The sequence below is a fragment of the Ruegeria sp. BHSC043 genome (assembly GCF_059612985.1).
Genome location: NZ_JBXWRS010000013.1, coordinates 1 through 16,627, shown reverse-complemented (window position 1 = coordinate 16,627; position 16,627 = coordinate 1). Strand labels below are relative to the sequence as shown.

General features: G+C 60.7%; 14 protein-coding genes. 1 reads left to right on the top strand and 13 read right to left on the bottom strand.

Going from position 1 to position 16,627, the window contains the following annotated elements; genetic code table 11:
- Positions 1–121: 121 nt before the first annotated feature.
- The 9 genes from AC2FMM_RS15445 to rpsL all read right to left on the bottom strand — a co-directional run bounded on the left by AC2FMM_RS15445 (position 122) and on the right by rpsL (position 7,564).
- Positions 122–418, bottom strand: coding sequence for a 50S ribosomal protein L23 (locus tag AC2FMM_RS15445; protein ID WP_170367992.1), 297 nt, complete (start codon positions 416–418; stop codon positions 122–124).
- Positions 415–1,032, bottom strand: coding sequence for a 50S ribosomal protein L4 (gene rplD, locus AC2FMM_RS15440; RefSeq protein WP_149777559.1), 618 nt, complete (start codon positions 1,030–1,032; stop codon positions 415–417). Before rplD ends, AC2FMM_RS15445 begins: the two co-directional genes overlap by 4 nt.
- A complete protein-coding gene (gene rplC / locus AC2FMM_RS15435) occupies positions 1,029–1,754 on the bottom strand; it encodes a 50S ribosomal protein L3 (RefSeq protein ID WP_496797035.1) in 726 nt (241 codons plus the stop codon). Before rplC ends, rplD begins: the two co-directional genes overlap by 4 nt.
- Positions 1,755–1,772: 18 nt before the next feature.
- Positions 1,773–2,087 (bottom strand): 30S ribosomal protein S10, encoded by a 315-nt coding sequence (gene rpsJ, locus AC2FMM_RS15430; protein WP_005621947.1) that lies wholly within the window; start codon positions 2,085–2,087, stop codon positions 1,773–1,775.
- 187 nt (positions 2,088–2,274) lie between these two features.
- Positions 2,275–2,652: a hypothetical protein gene (locus AC2FMM_RS15425; protein WP_496797034.1), complete on the bottom strand. Its 378-nt coding sequence runs from the start codon at positions 2,650–2,652 to the stop codon at positions 2,275–2,277.
- Between the two features lie 680 nt (positions 2,653–3,332).
- Positions 3,333–4,508 (bottom strand): elongation factor Tu, encoded by a 1,176-nt coding sequence (tuf, locus tag AC2FMM_RS15420; protein ID WP_496796523.1) that lies wholly within the window; start codon positions 4,506–4,508, stop codon positions 3,333–3,335.
- Between the two features lie 62 nt (positions 4,509–4,570).
- On the bottom strand, positions 4,571–6,688 hold the full coding sequence (fusA, locus tag AC2FMM_RS15415) for an elongation factor G (RefSeq protein WP_496682826.1): 2,118 nt from the start codon (positions 6,686–6,688) through the stop codon (positions 4,571–4,573).
- 18 nt (positions 6,689–6,706) lie between these two features.
- Positions 6,707–7,177, bottom strand: a complete 471-nt coding sequence (rpsG, locus tag AC2FMM_RS15410; RefSeq protein ID WP_005980678.1) for a 30S ribosomal protein S7 — start codon at positions 7,175–7,177, stop codon at positions 6,707–6,709.
- A gap of 15 nt (positions 7,178–7,192) precedes the next feature.
- The gene (rpsL, locus tag AC2FMM_RS15405; RefSeq protein WP_005980675.1) at positions 7,193–7,564 is read right to left on the bottom strand and encodes a 30S ribosomal protein S12; all 372 of its coding nucleotides are present in this window, start codon (positions 7,562–7,564) and stop codon (positions 7,193–7,195) included.
- A 348-nt stretch (positions 7,565–7,912) separates the two neighbouring features.
- Here rpsL and AC2FMM_RS15400 point away from each other — a divergent pair, with 348 nt between their 5' ends.
- Positions 7,913–8,719, top strand: coding sequence for a glycosyltransferase (locus AC2FMM_RS15400; protein ID WP_496797033.1), 807 nt, complete (start codon positions 7,913–7,915; stop codon positions 8,717–8,719).
- Here the strand turns inward: AC2FMM_RS15400 and AC2FMM_RS15395 are convergent.
- From AC2FMM_RS15395 to AC2FMM_RS15380, 4 genes are all read right to left on the bottom strand, one after another.
- The gene (locus AC2FMM_RS15395) at positions 8,704–9,573 is read right to left on the bottom strand and encodes a DMT family transporter (protein WP_496797051.1); all 870 of its coding nucleotides are present in this window, start codon (positions 9,571–9,573) and stop codon (positions 8,704–8,706) included. The two genes, AC2FMM_RS15400 and AC2FMM_RS15395, sit on opposite strands and share 16 nt — an antisense overlap.
- Before the next feature lie 134 nt (positions 9,574–9,707).
- Positions 9,708–13,955, bottom strand: a complete 4,248-nt coding sequence (gene rpoC, locus AC2FMM_RS15390; protein ID WP_496797032.1) for a DNA-directed RNA polymerase subunit beta' — start codon at positions 13,953–13,955, stop codon at positions 9,708–9,710.
- On the bottom strand, positions 13,955–15,688 hold the full coding sequence (locus AC2FMM_RS15385) for a hypothetical protein (RefSeq protein WP_496797031.1): 1,734 nt from the start codon (positions 15,686–15,688) through the stop codon (positions 13,955–13,957). Before AC2FMM_RS15385 ends, rpoC begins: the two co-directional genes overlap by 1 nt.
- Before the next feature lie 173 nt (positions 15,689–15,861).
- Positions 15,862–16,627: DNA-directed RNA polymerase subunit beta (locus AC2FMM_RS15380; protein ID WP_496797030.1), on the bottom strand; the 766-nt coding region annotated here is incomplete at its 5' end.

Sequence of the window (16,627 nt, the reverse complement as noted above, 5' to 3'; positions counted from 1 at the left end):
CCCAACATTCACTTTTCATCTTATCACAATGCTCTTGAAAATTCTTGGCACTCAAAAAAATCAAATAAAAAACCCCCGCCTTTCGGCGGGGGCTTTCATCTCTCTCCACAGACGGGTCCGATCAAAGACCGGTGGTCACGTCGATGGTGTTGCCCTCTTCCAGGGTCACATAGGCTTTTTTGACATCTTTCCGCTTGCCCAGCTGGCCGCGGAACCGCTTGACCTTGCCTTTGGTCACGGTGGTGTTCACCGCCTTGACCTTCACACCAAACAACGCCTCGACGGCCTCTTTGATCTGCGGCTTGTTGGCGTCGATCGCGACCTCGAAGACAACCGCGCCGTTTTCGGACGCCATGGTCGTTTTCTCGGTGATGATCGGCTTGCGGATCACGTCGTAGTGTTCTGCCTTCGCGCTCATTTCAGTCGAGCCTCCAGTGCTTCGACACCCGCTTTGGTGAGCACCAGCGTGTCACGCTTGAGGATGTCATAGACGTTTGCGCCCATCGACGGCAGGACATCCAGACCTTCGATGTTGCGGGCTGCGCGGGCGAAACCTTCGTTCACGGTGGCGCCGTCGATGACCAGAGCGCGCTTCCAGCCCAGGTTTGCAACCTGCTTGGCCAGTGCGGCGGTCTTGCCTTCGGCTTCGGCAGCCTCGATCACGACCAGCTCACCAGCTTTTGCCTTGGCCGACAGAGCGTGGCGCAGGCCCAGCTTGCGGAACTTCTTGGGCAGGTCGTGGCCGTGCGAACGCGGGGTCGGGCCCTTGTAGATGCCACCCTTGCGGAAGATCGGCGCGTTGCGGTCACCGTGACGTGCGCCACCGGTGCCCTTCTGGCGATAGATCTTCTTGGTCGAGTAGCTGGTCTCGGACCGGGTCTTGACCTTGTGGGTGCCGGCCTGCGCGTTGTTGCGCTGCCAACGGACCACACGGTGCAGGATGTCCGCACGCGGCTCGAGGCCGAACAGAGCTTCGTCCAGCTCGATGTCGCCGGCTTTCTTGCCGTCCAGTTTGATCACGTCAAGTTTCATGCTTCACCCCCTTCCGCGGGCGCTTCTTCAGCCGGAGCCTCGGTCGCTGCAGTTTTCAGAGCAGCCGGGAACGGCAGACCCTCGGGCGCTTTCTTCTTCACGGCGTCCTTGACGGTGACCCAGCCCGATTTCGGCCCAGGAACGGCACCCTTGATGAAGACCAGGCCACGCTCGGCGTCGGTTTTGACGACTTCGAGGTTCTGCGTGGTGACACGTGCAGCACCCATGTGACCGGCCATCTTCTTGCCCTTGAACACCTTGCCCGGGTCCTGACACTGACCGGTCGAACCGTGCGAACGGTGCGAGATCGAGACACCGTGCGAGGCGCGCAGACCACCGAAGTTGTGGCGCTTCATCGCACCGGCAAAGCCTTTACCGATCGAGGTGCCCGAAACGTCAACCTTCTGACCTTCGACGAAGTGATCTGCCGAGATCTCGGCGCCCACTTCGATCAGCGCGTCTTCCGACACGCGGAACTCGACCAGCTTGCGCTTGGGCTCGACCTTGGCGGCGGCGAAGTGGCCGCGCATGGCCTTCGAGGTGCGTTTTGCCTTGGCGGCACCGGCGCCCAGCTGAACGGCGGTATAGCCGTCTTTGTCAGCGGTGCGCTGTGCGACGACCTGCAGGTTGTCCAGGTGCAGAACGGTGACAGGGATCTGACGACCGTCTTCCATGAACAGCCGGGTCATGCCGACTTTCTTTGCGATAATACCAGAGCGCATCATCAATACCCTCCGATCTTACGACTGCAGCTTGATCTCGACGTCCACACCAGCGGCGAGGTCGAGCTTCATCAGCGCGTCCACGGTCTGGGGCGTCGGATCTACGATGTCGAGCAGACGCTTGTGCGTGCGGATCTCGAACTGATCGCGGGATTTCTTGTCAACGTGAGGGCCACGGAGAACCGTGAACTTCTCGATCTTGTTCGGCAGCGGGATCGGGCCACGCACTTGCGCGCCGGTCCGCTTGGCAGTGTTGACGATCTCTTGCGTGCTGGCATCCAGGACGCGATAGTCAAATGCCTTGAGCCGAATACGGATGTTTTGGCTTTGCATCATAACAGCCTTTTTTTCAGGCGTTGGAGTTGAGAGGAGGACAGGCGCTCATCGCCAACCCTCATCGAACCCAAAAGGCGGGAATCACCCCGCCTTTACGTTCTGCATGAGAACTCGCGCGGAATACATGGGAGAAAGGGGTTTGGCAAGGGATTTTGGTTAGAAAACATGCTTGCTGCGCGGTAGGCTACTTTACCAACAACCCTCGAAACTCTGAAACCAAGGATTTTATCAGCGGGACGCATTCTTTGTTGTACTCGTCCCAAGCTTGCCGGCCTTCTGCGAAGTCACCAACATCTATCGCATTTTCGCGGCTTACCAGCGAGCTTTGCATCCTGTCGCAGATTGAGCGGATCAATCGAAGTATCTCCGGCTCGAAGAACAGCTCATTTGATCGTGTGAGCCGGTCGAAGGCAGCAAAGGTCGTTGCCGCCTCGGCAAACCTCTTGCGATCTACCATTTTTTGAAACCTGTCCTGCACATCGACAGAGGATAGGATCTCGCTTTTTTGCCACTCCTCCAGATCAAATGAAGAGGGGTATTCATCTCGCGCCTGTTCATCCATGCGGCGGAGGTCCGAATACTACTGCAAAGGAGATATGGAACAGAGCAGATTCTCCTGAGCAGTCTTCAACGACTCCCACGTGCGAAGTATTGCTTCAAACTGTTTCTCTTGAAGCCGGATGCGGGCCTTCAACTCTCCATCGATTTCTGCGCGAAAATGTTCGATCTCTTTCGCCTTGTCGTGCCTAAAGGCCTCGAGTTGCCTTGAAAACTGTGCCTCAAGCCAACCGCGTCCCAAGCTTCCAAAAAATGCCAAAGGCGACGAACGCGCCGCCTTCACCAGCCGATACACTTGTTACAATGACTGACTCAATATCCAATGCCATCGATGTCTCCGTTCAAGCTCGTGAGCATTGCGAACCGTGTCTTCCTGACGTCTGGGAAGACTATTCTTACAAAAAAATTTAACTACAGACTCGTACTCATTCGCAGTCGCTATTGGACTTTCAGAAAATGAAAAAGAAAAGGCCGCCCCCCACGGAGCGGCCTTCTTGGTTTTCTCACCGTGTTGCTTTCGGCAGATTGTCCCCTGGAAAATCACCTGCCGCAACCAGGCGCGGCAAGCGCGCCTTGCGCGATGATTTTCGACACACTTTTTGTGCGCGTCTCGTGATTATTGAATCCAAACAAAAAGGGCGCCCCGAGGGACGCCCTTTCCGTTTGATCATTCGCTTGTGCGAATTACTCGATGATTTTCGACACGACGCCGGCGCCGACGGTGCGGCCGCCTTCGCGGATGGCGAAACGCAGGCCGTCTTCCATCGCGATCGGAGCGATCAGTTCGACGGTGAAGCCGACGTTGTCGCCCGGCATGACCATCTCAGTGCCTTCCTTCAGCTGAACCGTGCCGGTCACGTCAGTCGTACGGAAGTAGAACTGCGGACGGTAGTTCGCGAAGAACGGGGTGTGACGGCCGCCCTCTTCCTTGGTCAGGATGTAGGCTTCGGCTTCGAACTTGGTGTGCGGGGTCACCGAACCCGGCTTGGCCAGAACCTGGCCACGCTCGACGCCGTCACGGTCGATGCCGCGCAGCAGCGCGCCGATGTTGTCGCCGGCTTCGCCGCGGTCCAGCAGCTTGCGGAACATCTCGACACCGGTGCAGGTGGTCTTCTGCGTGTCGCGGATGCCGACAATCTCGATCTCGTCGCCGACGTTGATCACGCCACGCTCGACACGGCCGGTCACAACGGTGCCGCGGCCCGAGATCGAGAACACGTCTTCGATCGGCATCAGGAACGGCTGGTCAACGGCACGCTCGGGCGTGTCGATGTACTCGTCAACGGCCGCCATCAGCTCGCGGATCTTGTTCTCGCCGATCTCCGGGTCGCGGCCTTCCATCGCGGCCAGAGCCGAACCCGCGATGATCGGAATGTCGTCGCCAGGATATTCGTAGCTGGACAGCAGTTCGCGCACTTCCATCTCAACCAGTTCCAGCAGCTCTTCGTCGTCAACCTGGTCAACCTTGTTCAGGAACACGACCATCTTCGGGATGCCAACCTGACGGCCCAGCAGAATGTGCTCGCGGGTCTGCGGCATCGGGCCGTCAGCTGCGTTCACAACCAGGATCGCGCCGTCCATCTGCGCCGCACCGGTGATCATGTTCTTGACGTAGTCGGCGTGGCCGGGGCAGTCGACGTGCGCATAGTGGCGGTTGTCGGTCTCGTATTCCACGTGGGCGGTCGAGATGGTGATGCCGCGCGCCTTCTCTTCCGGCGCGCCGTCAATCTGGTCATACGCCTTGAAGTCGCCGAAATACTTGGTGATCGCTGCGGTCAGCGTCGTCTTGCCGTGGTCAACGTGGCCGATCGTGCCGATGTTGACGTGCGGTTTTGTACGCTCAAACTTTTCCTTTGCCATGATGGCCTCCTTTTTCGGTAATGACGGGAGCCCGGAGACCGGGCCCCCTCAAACTTTGTCGCTTAGGCGTATTTCGCCTGGATCTCTTCCGCGATGTTCTGCGGAACCGGATCGTAGTGGTCGAACTGCATGGTAAACTGGGCACGGCCCGACGACATCGAACGCAGGGTGTTGATGTAGCCGAACATGTTCGCCAGCGGCACGAAGGCCTGGATGGCGATCGCGTTGCCGCGCGGCTCTTGTCCAGACACCTGGCCCCGACGCGAAGTCAGGTCGCCGATGATACCGCCGGTATACTCTTCCGGGGTGATCACTTCGACCTTCATGATCGGTTCCAGCAGTTTCGCGCCGGCCTTTTTCAGACCTTCGCGCATGCACATCCGCGCCGCGATTTCGAACGCCAGAACGCTCGAGTCGACGTCGTGGAATTTACCGTCCAGCAGAGCAACCTTGAAGTCGATCACAGGGAAGCCGGCCAGCGGGCCGCTGTCCATGACGGACTGGATGCCTTTTTCGACACCCGGGATGTATTCCTTGGGAACGGCGCCACCCACGATGCGGCTTTCGAACGAATACCCTTCGCCCGGTTCGGTCGGAGTGATCTCGAGCTTGACCTCGGCGAACTGACCCGAACCACCCGACTGTTTCTTGTGGGTGTAGGTGTGTTCAATCGGCATCGAGATGGTCTCACGATAGGCCACCTGCGGCGCACCGATGTTGGCTTCGACCTTGAACTCGCGCTTCAGACGATCAACCAGGATGTCCAGGTGAAGTTCGCCCATGCCCTTCATGATGGTCTGACCCGATTCCAGGTCGGTTTCCACGCGGAAGGACGGGTCTTCGGCGGCCAGACGGGCCAGACCCTGCGACATCTTCTCCTGGTCGCCCTTGGTTTTGGGCTCGACCGCGATCTCGATCACCGGATCGGGGAAGGTCATGGTTTCCAGAACCACCGGATCCTTCGCGTCGCACAGGGTGTCACCGGTGGTGGTGTCCTTCAGACCCGCCAGCGCGATGATGTCGCCTGCAAACGCTTCCTCGATCTCTTCCCGGTTGTTCGAGTGCATCATCATCATACGACCGATGCGCTCTTTCTTGCCCTTGGTCGAGTTCAGGATCGAGTCGCCCTTGTTCAGCACGCCCGAGTAGATCCGGGTGAAGGTCAGCGAACCGACGAACGGGTCGTTCATGATCTTGAACGCCAGGCCAGCGAAGGGCTGGTTGTCATCGGCACGACGGGCGATGTTGCGCTCTTCGGTCTCGTCGCCAGGCTTGAAGCCCATATAGTCGACAACGTCCAGCGGGCTGGGCAAATAGTCGATCACGGCGTTGAGCAGCGGCTGAACACCTTTGTTCTTGAACGCCGAACCACCCAGAACCGGAACGAAGTCCAGCGCCAGAGTGCCCTTGCGCAGCAGTTTGCGCAGGGTCGGGATGTCGGGCTCGTTGCCTTCCAGGTATTCCATCATGGCGTCGTCGTCTTGCTCGACGGCGGCTTCGATCATCTTGCCGCGCCACTCTTCGGCTATGTCCTTCAGGCTGTCGCGGATCGGAGCCTTGACCCAGCTTGCACCCAAGTCTTCGCCCTGCCACAGCCATTCTTCCATGGTGACCAGGTCGATCAGGCCTTCCAGCTCGTTCTCGGCGCCAATCGGAATACCGACCGGAACGGCGCGCGCGCCGGTGCGGTCTTCGATCATGCGCACGCAGTTGAAGAAGTCGGCACCGATCTTGTCCATCTTGTTGACGAACACGATGCGCGGAACCTTGTAGCGGTCAGCCTGACGCCACACGGTTTCGGTCTGGGGTTCAACACCGGCGTTTGCGTCCAGAACGCAGACGGCACCGTCGAGAACGGCCAGCGAGCGCTCCACTTCGATGGTGAAGTCAACGTGGCCGGGGGTGTCGATGATGTTCAGGCGGTGCTTGGGGGTATCGGCGGTCTTACCGTCCTCGGTGCGCTCCCAGAATGTGGTGGTCGCAGCCGAGGTGATGGTGATGCCGCGTTCCTGCTCCTGCTCCATCCAGTCCATGGTGGCTGCACCATCGTGCACCTCACCGATGTTGTGGGATTTGCCGGTGTAATACAGGATACGCTCCGAGCAGGTGGTCTTGCCTGCGTCGATGTGCGCCATGATACCGAAGTTACGGTATAGTTCGAGCGGATATTCGCGTGCCATTTGGATAAGCCTCTAGGGTTACCAGCGGTAGTGGCTGAAGGCTTTGTTCGCCTCGGCCATCTTGTGGGTGTCTTCGCGCTTCTTAACGGCAGTACCGCGGGACTGTACGGCGTCCAGCAATTCACCGGCGAGGCGTTCTTCCATGGTGTTTTCGTTGCGGTTGCGCGCGGCGGCGATCAGCCAGCGGATAGCCAGCGCTTCGCGGCGCTCGGGGCGCACTTCGACCGGAACCTGATAGGTTGCACCACCAACCCGGCGCGAGCGGACCTCGACCGACGGTTTGATGTTGTCGAGCGCTTCGTGAAACACTTCGACGGGTGCGCGCTTGATCTTGCTTTCGATGCGGTCGAAGGCGTTGTAGACGATGCGCTCGGCGACCGACTTCTTGCCGTCGATCATCAGGTTGTTCATGAATTTCGTCAGAACCTTGTCGCCAAATTTGGCGTCAGGCAGGACTTCGCGTTTTTCGGCGGCGTGACGACGGGACATCTCGGCCTCTCCTTCTTACTTGGGACGCTTCGCGCCGTATTTCGAACGACGCTGCTTACGGTCTTTGACGCCCTGGGTATCCAGAACACCGCGCAGGATGTGGTAACGGACACCCGGAAGGTCTTTCACACGGCCGCCACGGATCAGGACCACCGAGTGCTCCTGCAGGTTGTGGCTTTCACCGGGGATGTACGATATGACCTCGTATCCGTTGGTCAGGCGCACCTTGGCGACCTTCCGCATGGCCGAGTTCGGCTTCTTCGGCGTGGTAGTGTACACGCGGGTGCAGACGCCGCGCTTCTGCGGGCACTGCTCCAGGTGCATGGACTTCGAGCGTTTCACTTTGGGCTGCCGCGGCTTGCGGATCAGCTGCTGAATAGTTGGCATTCCGGTTTCTTCCCCGTTTTGCAACACACATGACATGCACGCGCATTGCGTGCGGTTAACTTCGCTGCGCCAATGCGTCCACAAGCGCAAAACCCGCGAGCGTTCCCATTCCGAGGTGAACGTCGCGGTTGGTTATCAGAGGGCGCGAACGACAAAACTGTCCGGGCCTTGACCAGTCCGTTTCTGATTTCGGCTTCGGGGCGGCCCCCATACCGAGATGTCGGGCGTATAGGGGGAGTCGGCCCAAGTGTCAACAGCCACGGCCGCACTGGCCGGAAATGGCCCCTGTTGCAGCCTGCGGCGGGCCGATGCATAGTCCGGCGTGGCGATACCCAAGCGGACGAGATCATGCAAGTCATTGGCCTGTGCCGGTTCTCCTACCCTGCGATCGGCGGGTACCAGACCGAACATGACACGATCGAGGCCCGGCGCCGCCACCTGTACCGTACCGACCGTCTGGTCGAGCGCTTCCGCCTGTTCGAAACCTGCGCCCTGCCGGGCCTGAAGGCCCAGACCGACCCCGATTTCGAATTGATCATCGTGACCGGCACCTGCCTGCCGTCACCGGCCAAGGCTCGCCTGCGCGACCTGACGGCCGGAATGCCGCAGGTCAGGATCATCGAGCGCGAGCCCGGACGGCATCGCGCGGTGATGAAGCAGATCCTCAACGACGCCCGCCGTCATCCTGACCGGCCCTGCCTGCAGTTCCGGCAGGATGACGATGACGCCGTCGCGGTCGACTTCATCGAAAGCTTGCGACAGGCGGCGGTTGAGGCGACCGAGCTCGCGGCCCGCAACCTGTCCGTGGCGATTGATTTCGACCAGGGGTATCTGGCCCGGTTCGGTCCCTTCGGCGTGCAGGCCAAGCCGGTCCGGCGCAAACTGCTGGGCGTGGGTCTGGGTATGCTCGTCCAAGGCGGCTGCCCCTTGACCATCATGAATTTTGCCCATCAGCGCATGGGGCGGTTCATGCCGGTGGTCACGGTGCCCGATCGGCCGATGTGGGTCCGAACGTTTAACGGCTTCAACGACTCGCAAAGGGCGCGAACCAACCGAAGCCCCCTGCCCCCCCTTGACGATGCAGAGCGGGACCTGTTCCGCACCCGGTTCGCAATCGACGCGGACGCCGTCTGCCGGGGCTACTCCGAGGCCTGAAGACTCCGTTCGCGGAACAAAGTGAACAGCCCCGCCCCTACGACCAGCACCGCGCCCAGCATCGTCAGCCGGTCTGGCCAGTCGCCGAACACGGCCCAGCCCAGCACCAGCGCCCAGATCAGGCTGGTATAGCGGAACGGCGCGACGAACCCGACCTCGCCCACCCTCATGACCATCACGCTGAACAGATACCCCAGCAAAACGAAAATGGCAGCCGAGCCGATCAGAAGACCCGTCGGCGCGGCGACGGGCACCCATCCCTGGAACACCGAGGCCACGGCCGCCGCCAGGGTGATCGTCAGCGATGTCGCCAGCGTCACCACCATCGACGGGACCTCAGACGACATCCGCCGCGTGATCAAGTCGCGCGCAGTCACGCACATGACAGCTACCAGCGCATAAAGTGCATACAGGCTGAACCCGTCCGGCCCTGGCCGCACGATCAACAGCATTCCAGCAAACCCCATGGCGATGGCCAGAACTCGCCGCCATCCGATCGGTTCGGCGAAGAACAGTGCCGCGCCGAGGGTCACCGTCAGCGGCAGCGCCTGCAGAACCGCCGTCACATTGGCCAGCGGCATGTGCATCAGCGCGGTCAGAAAGAAGAACGTGGCCAACAGCTCGGACAGCGAGCGCACCGCCACCAGAACCCTGTCATAGCCGGAAAACCGCAGGTGCAACGCGCCCAGACGCCGCGCCAGTAGAAACACCAGGGTAGTGGCCAGCAGCCCGCGCATCGCAACGAGCTGAAACAGCGGCAGATCCTGTCCAGCCGCTTTGACCAGCGTATCGTTCACGGTGAAGGCGGCCATGCTGCCCATCATCAGCAGCGCGCCCTTGACGTTCGGAGTCATCGAAATGGCCCATTGGGAAATCACCGACCCATTGGCCCGCGCCACCGGCCCGTTGTCAATATGCCGGGAGCACTCGGAAAAACGAAAAAGGCCCCGCAGATGCGGGGCCTGTTTCGTTCCACGGAAATCGGAGTTTACTCGCGGCTTTCCGGGGTTTCGATCAGCGCGTCCAGATCGTCGCCCATCACGTCGTCGTCGATCACCGGAGCCGCCAGGGCGGCTGCGGCCTCGGCCTCTTCGCGACGGGCCTCGATGACCACGTTGTCACGCTGCTGTGCGATCTGGCGCACGGCCTGCGTCGCGCCACCGGTACCCGCCGGGATCAGGCGGCCGACGATGACGTTTTCCTTCAGGCCGACCAGCTTGTCCTTCTTGCCCTGAACCGAGGCTTCGGTCAGCACGCGGGTAGTTTCCTGGAACGATGCCGCCGAGATGAACGAACGTGTCTGCAGCGACGCCTTGGTGATCCCAAGCAGGATCGGCTCGCCCTGGGCCGGACGACCACCGCGGGCGATGGTCTTTTCGTTGGCCGCGTCGAACTCCTGCTTGTCGACATGCTCGCCCTTCAGCAGGGTGGTATCGCCCGAGTCGAGGATCTCCCACTTCTGCAGCATCTGGCGCACGATGACCTCGATGTGCTTGTCGTTGATCTTCACGCCCTGCAGACGATAGACCTCCTGCACCTCGTTGATCATGTAGTCGGCCAGAGCCTCGACGCCCAGAATCGACAGGATGTCGTGCGGAGCCGGGTTGCCGTCCATGATGTAGTCACCCTTCTGCACGAAGTCGCCTTCCTGCACCGGGATGTGCTTGCCCTTGGGCACCATGTATTCGACGGGTTCCAGCGACTCGTCCGCCGGTTCAATCGAGATGCGGCGCTTGTTCTTGTAGTCGCGGCCAAAGCGCACGTAACCATCGATTTCGGCGATGATCGCGTGATCCTTGGGGCGACGGGCCTCGAACAGTTCGGCCACACGCGGCAGACCACCGGTGATGTCCTTGGTCTTGGCGCCTTCGCGCGGGATACGCGCAACGACGTCGCCGGCCTCGATCTTCTGGCCGTCCTCGACCGACAGGATCGCATCCACGGACATCGGGTAGTGAACCGGGTTGCCCGCATCGTTGCGGACCGGCTCGCCGTTTTCGTCCACCAGGATGATTTCCGGCTTCAGGTCGCTGCCTTTCGGCGCCGCACGCCAGTCGATCACGATCTTCTGAGTCATGCCGGTTGCATCGTCGGTCTCATCCCGCACAGCGATGCCCGAGACCAGGTCGACATATTTCGCGGTACCGGCCTTCTCGGCGATGATCGGCAGGGTGTAGGGGTCCCACTCGAACAACTTGTCGCCGCGCTTGACCTTGTCGCCATCCTTGACGAACAGCTTGGAGCCGTAGCCCAACTTGAAGCTGGCGCGCTCTTCTCCGTGCTCGTCCTTGATCACCAGCTTCATGTTCCGGCCCATGACCAAGCTTTCGCCCGCGGCATTGACCAGGATCTGCGGGTTTTCAAAGGCGACGACGCCGTCCTGGTTGGCTTCCTGGAACGACTGCTGGCCGCCCTGTGCAACACCACCGATGTGGAAGGTCCGCATCGTCAGCTGCGTGCCGGGTTCACCGATCGACTGGGCGGCGATGATGCCGACCGCTTCGCCGGTGTTGACCATGGTGCCGCGTGCCAGGTCACGGCCATAGCACATGGCGCAGACGCCCTCTTCGCTTTCGCAGGTCAGCGGCGAGCGGATGCGGGCCGACTGGACACCGGCTTCGTGGATCGCGTCGGCCATGCGTTCGTCGATCAACTGGCCGGCAGCGACCAGAATTTCGTCCGAACCCGGGCGCAGGATGTCCTCGGCCGCGACACGGCCCAGGATACGCTCGGCCAGCGAGGCGACCACTTCGCCGTCATTGACGGCGGCCTCGGCGGTGATGGCGCGGTCGGTGCCGCAATCATGCTCGCGCACGATGCAGTCCTGCGCCACGTCCACCAGGCGGCGGGTCAGGTAACCCGAGTTCGCCGTCTTCAGAGCGGTATCCGACAGACCCTTGCGGGCGCCGTGGGTCGAGTTGAAGTACTCAAGAACGGTCAGACCTTCCTTGAAGTTCGAGATGATCGGCGTTTCGATGATGTCGCCGTTCGGCTTGGCCATCAGGCCGCGCATGCCGCCCAGCTGCTTCATCTGCGTGACCGAGCCACGGGCACCGGAGTGCGCCATCATGTAGACCGAGTTCGGCTCCTTGTCGGCGCCGCTCTCGTTCTTCTGGACGGCCGAGATGGTGTTCATCATCGCCTCGGTGACGCGGTCGTTGCACTTCGACCAGGCATCCACGACCTTGTTGTACTTTTCGCCCTGGGTGATCAGGCCGTCCATGTACTGCTGTTCAAAGTCCTTCACCTGCTCGCGGGTCTCGTCCACGATGGCCCATTTGTCGGACGGGATTACCATGTCGTCCTTGCCGAACGAGATGCCCGCCTTGAACGCCTCGCGGAAGCCCATCGACATGATCTGGTCACAGAAGATCACCGACTCTTTCTGACCGCAGTAGCGGTAGACGGTGTCGATGACCTGCTGCACCTCTTTCTTGCGCAGCAGACGGTTGACCAGATCGAACGGCGCCTTGTTGTTCTTGGGCAGCAGAGCCCCCAGGCGCACGCGGCCCGGCGTGGTCTCATAGCGCTTCTGAACTTCGTTGCCCTCTTCGTCGATCTGGGTGATCCGCGCGGTGATCTTCGAGTGCAGGTGCACCTCACCCGCGTCCAGCGCGTGCTGGACCTCTTCGATCGAGCCGAACACCTTGCCTTCGCCCGGCATGCCTTCGCGTTCCAGGGTCAGATAGTACAGGCCCAGAATCATGTCCTGCGACGGAACGATGATCGGCGCGCCGTTTGCAGGCGACAAAACGTTGTTCGTCGACATCATCAGAACGCGCGCTTCCAGCTGTGCCTCAAGGCTCAGCGGAACGTGAACGGCCATCTGGTCCCCGTCGAAGTCGGCGTTGAAGGCCGAACAAACCAGCGGGTGCAGCTGGATCGCCTTTCCTTCGATCAGAACCGGCTCGAACGCCTGAATGCCCAGACGGTGCAGTGTCGGCGCCCGGTTCAGCATCACCGGGTGCTCGCGGATCACCTCGTCGAGGATGTCCCACACTTCGGGGCGCTCTTTCTCGACCAGCTTCTTCGCCTGTTTCACGGTCGAAGACAGACCCTTGGCTTCCAGCCGCGAGTAGATGAACGGCTTGAACAGTTCCAGCGCCATCTTCTTGGGCAGGCCGCACTGGTGCAGCTTGAGCTCGGGGCCGGTCACGATGACCGAACGGCCCGAGAAGTCGACGCGTTTCCCCAGAAGGTTCTGTCGGAAGCGACCCTGCTTGCCCTTCAGCATGTCAGACAGCGATTTCAACGGACGCTTGTTGGCGCCGGTGATCACGCGGCCACGACGGCCGTTGTCGAACAGGGCGTCAACCGATTCCTGCAGCATCCGCTTTTCGTTGCGGACGATAATGTCAGGCGCGCGCAGTTCGATCAGACGCTTCAGACGGTTGTTCCGGTTGATGACGCGACGATACAGATCGTTCAGATCCGAGGTCGCGAAACGGCCACCATCCAGCGGCACCAGCGGGCGCAGTTCCGGCGGGATGACCGGGATCACGGTCATCACCATCCATTCCGGGCGGTTGCCAGATTCTAGGAAGGACTCGACGACCTTCAGGCGCTTGATGATCTTCTTCGGCTTCAGCTCACCGGTGGCTTCGGCCAGATCCGCGCGCAACTGCTCGGCCTCGGCCTCGAGGTCGATGTTCTGCAGCATCTCACGAATGGCTTCGGCGCCGATATTGGCCTTGAACGCGTCCATGCCATAGGCATCCTGCGCGTCCATGTACTCTTCCTCGGTCAGCATCTGGCCATAGGTCAGGTCGGTCAGACCGGGCTCGATGACGACATAGTTTTCGAAATACAGAACGCGTTCCAGATCGCGCAGGGTCATGTCCAGCATCAGACCGATGCGGGAGGGCAGCGATTTCAGGAACCAGATATGTGCGACGGGCGCGGCCAGTTCGATGTGGCCCATACGCTCGCGGCGGACCTTCTGCAGGGTGACTTCCACACCGCATTTCTCGCAGACGACGCCGCGATACTTCATCCGCTTGTATTTGCCGCACAGACATTCGTAATCTTTGATCGGGCCAAAGATACGCGCGCAGAACAGGCCGTCACGCTCGGGCTTGAACGTGCGATAGTTGATGGTTTCCGGCTTCTTGATCTCGCCATAAGACCAAGACAGGATCCGTTCCGGCGACGCCAGCGAGACCTTGATTTCATCAAAGACCTTGGGCGGGGTCAGCGGGTTGAAGGGATTGTTTCCTTGGGTCAGTTCCTGATTCATCACAGGTCTCCAGCAGGTTTGGCCGTCTCAGTCACTTTGGTGTCCTTTGCCGGTTTGCGCGCCAGGCGCGCCTTGATCGCTTCGGACAGTGTTTTCAAGCCGTATTTCAATCGGGCAATTATCTGGTTGTCGACCCCGCAATACTGTTTGCGGAGTTTCGACATGATCGCGGTTGGCGGAAAATCGGGGTCGGCGGGCGCCAGGTCGTTCAGCTTTCCGCCGACCATGAACCCATCGCACACCGTGGGCCATCCATTGACTTGGATATAATGTACATGCGGGTTTCCGGGCAATTCGAACTCGAACCGCCAAGGGTCGTGGATGCCGGCTTCCAGCTTCTGCTCGGCCATCCATATCAGGTGATCGATGTCCCAAAGCGCAGCCACTAGCGAATTCGGCGCCTCCCAGTCCCGCCGCATTGGAACCAGTTCCATGTCCGGACCGAAGAAGTTCGGCCCAACCGTCCGGTCATAGGTCCAGGTAAAATCACCATGCCACGGGAAAAGCACATATTTCAGGCCATGCGTCCGCGCCTTTGCCACGGCCGCCTCGATCATTGGGGTGTTCACCGGTCCAAGCGGGCACAGGTCTTCGAGCATCAGAAACACGAACCGGGTATCCGGTCTATCCTGTTTGATCCTGCGCGCGGCATCGCCCAGGATTTCAACAAAACTGCGACCGGGAAACCGCAGGGTGTTGGGCACGTCCAGATCCCCGTCCGTCGCAACGAAACAGTCCGGATGACCCGGCCACATCCGGTCGACCGTGTGCAACACGGCGGGGATGTAATGTTCGTTCTTCGAGTAGGTCGACACCAGAAGGACCGTGTCATGAAACACGTCCGACGGTCCCGCACTGGGTTCACGCGCTGCGATCTCTTTCCAGCGGCGCCGCCGCTCGGACCCACGCTTGAACCATCCGGCGATTTTGCCCAGATCATATTTGCGGCGGGCCGCCTTGGCGCTATCGACACCGCAATATTCGACCCGCAGCTGCGACAGCAACGGTGACGCCGGAAACTCCTTGCGCGACACCGCCTTGGGATTGATCTGGCCGCCGGACAGAAACCCGCCACCGACCACGGGCCACGCCTCCATCTGCATGTAGTGCAGGACTTCGTTCGTTTGAGAAGGCTGCTCGAACAGACGCAGACTGTTGTACCCTTCCGCGGCTTTGTGGCCGGCGACTGACGCAAGATGATCAAGGTTCCACAACGCCGGGGCCAGAGAATTCACGGCTTCCCAGTTTGAGCGGATCGGGGTCAGTTCCAGGCTAGCGTCCCGGATCACCGGACCACTTTCCGGGTCAAGCGCTTTGCTGAAATCGCCCGGCCATTGGAACAGGACATATTTCAGGTCATGCGCACGAACGCTCTCCATGGCGGCGGCGACCATCGCATTGTCCACCGGCGCGAGCGGACAGAACACGTCCTGCAGCAGAAACACATGCCGTAGATTCGGACGATCGCGGCGCAGTTGCTGTACGGCCTCATCCAGAATGCCCGTGACGGTCGCACCGCCGGTGCGAATGACAGGATCGGCGTCATAGGCACCATTGGTCACAACGATGCATTCCGGATGTCCAGGCCAGAACTGCTGCAATGTCCGCAGGATCGCAGGCACGAAACGCTCGTTCTCTGCATTCGTCACCAAAAGCAGAGCCACGTCACGAAACATGCCTTCAGACCCCGCAGCAGGGACCGAAACCGCTGCACTGGACACACGATCCGCCATTACGCCTCCACCCCACCCGAAACGGGCAGGCGCAGAAAGACGCGACTGGCGCCAGGCGCCACCAGCAGACCTCTGAGCGTGACCTGGTTCATGCAAGAACCCTCGTGATTGCGTTTACCGGGATGGGCAAAGCCCATCCCGGTGCTTTTTAAAGGCGCGGTAGGCAAAAGGGTTTACCCTTCGTCCTCAACCGCGTCCAACAACTCCATGTTCAGGCCGAGACCACGGACTTCTTTCACCAGAACGTTGAACGATTCCGGTACGCCCGCCTCGAAGTTGTCCTCGCCCTTGACGATCGACTCATAGACCTTTGTCCGGCCGGCGACGTCATCCGATTTCACCGTCAGCATCTCCTGCAGGGTGTAGGCGGCGCCGTAAGCTTCCAAGGCCCAGACCTCCATCTCACCAAAGCGCTGACCACCGAACTGCGCCTTGCCGCCCAGCGGCTGCTGGGTCACCAGGCTGTAGGGCCCGGTCGACCGCGCGTGGATCTTGTCGTCCACCAGGTGGTGCAGTTTCAGCAGGTACTTGACGCCCACGGTCACCGGACGCGCGAACTGCTCGCCGGTGCGGCCGTCGAACAGGATGCTCTGGCCGCTGGTGTCAAAACCGGCGCGAACCAGCGCGTCGTTGACGTCGGCCTCTTTCGCACCGTCGAAGACCGGGGTTGCGATTGGCACGCCGCGGGTGACGTTGCTGGCCGCTTCGACCAGTTCGTCCTCGTCCATGTTCGAGATGCCCTCGGCATAGACGTCCTCGCCATAGGCGTGCTTCATCGCATCGCGCACCGGCGTCAGGTCGCCCGAGCGGCGGTATTCCTGCAGCGCCTCGTCGATCTTCAGACCCAGACCGCGCGCGGCCCAACCCATGTGGGTTTCAAGGATCTGACCGACGTTCATACGCGACGGCACGCCCAACGGGTTCAGACAGAAGTCGACC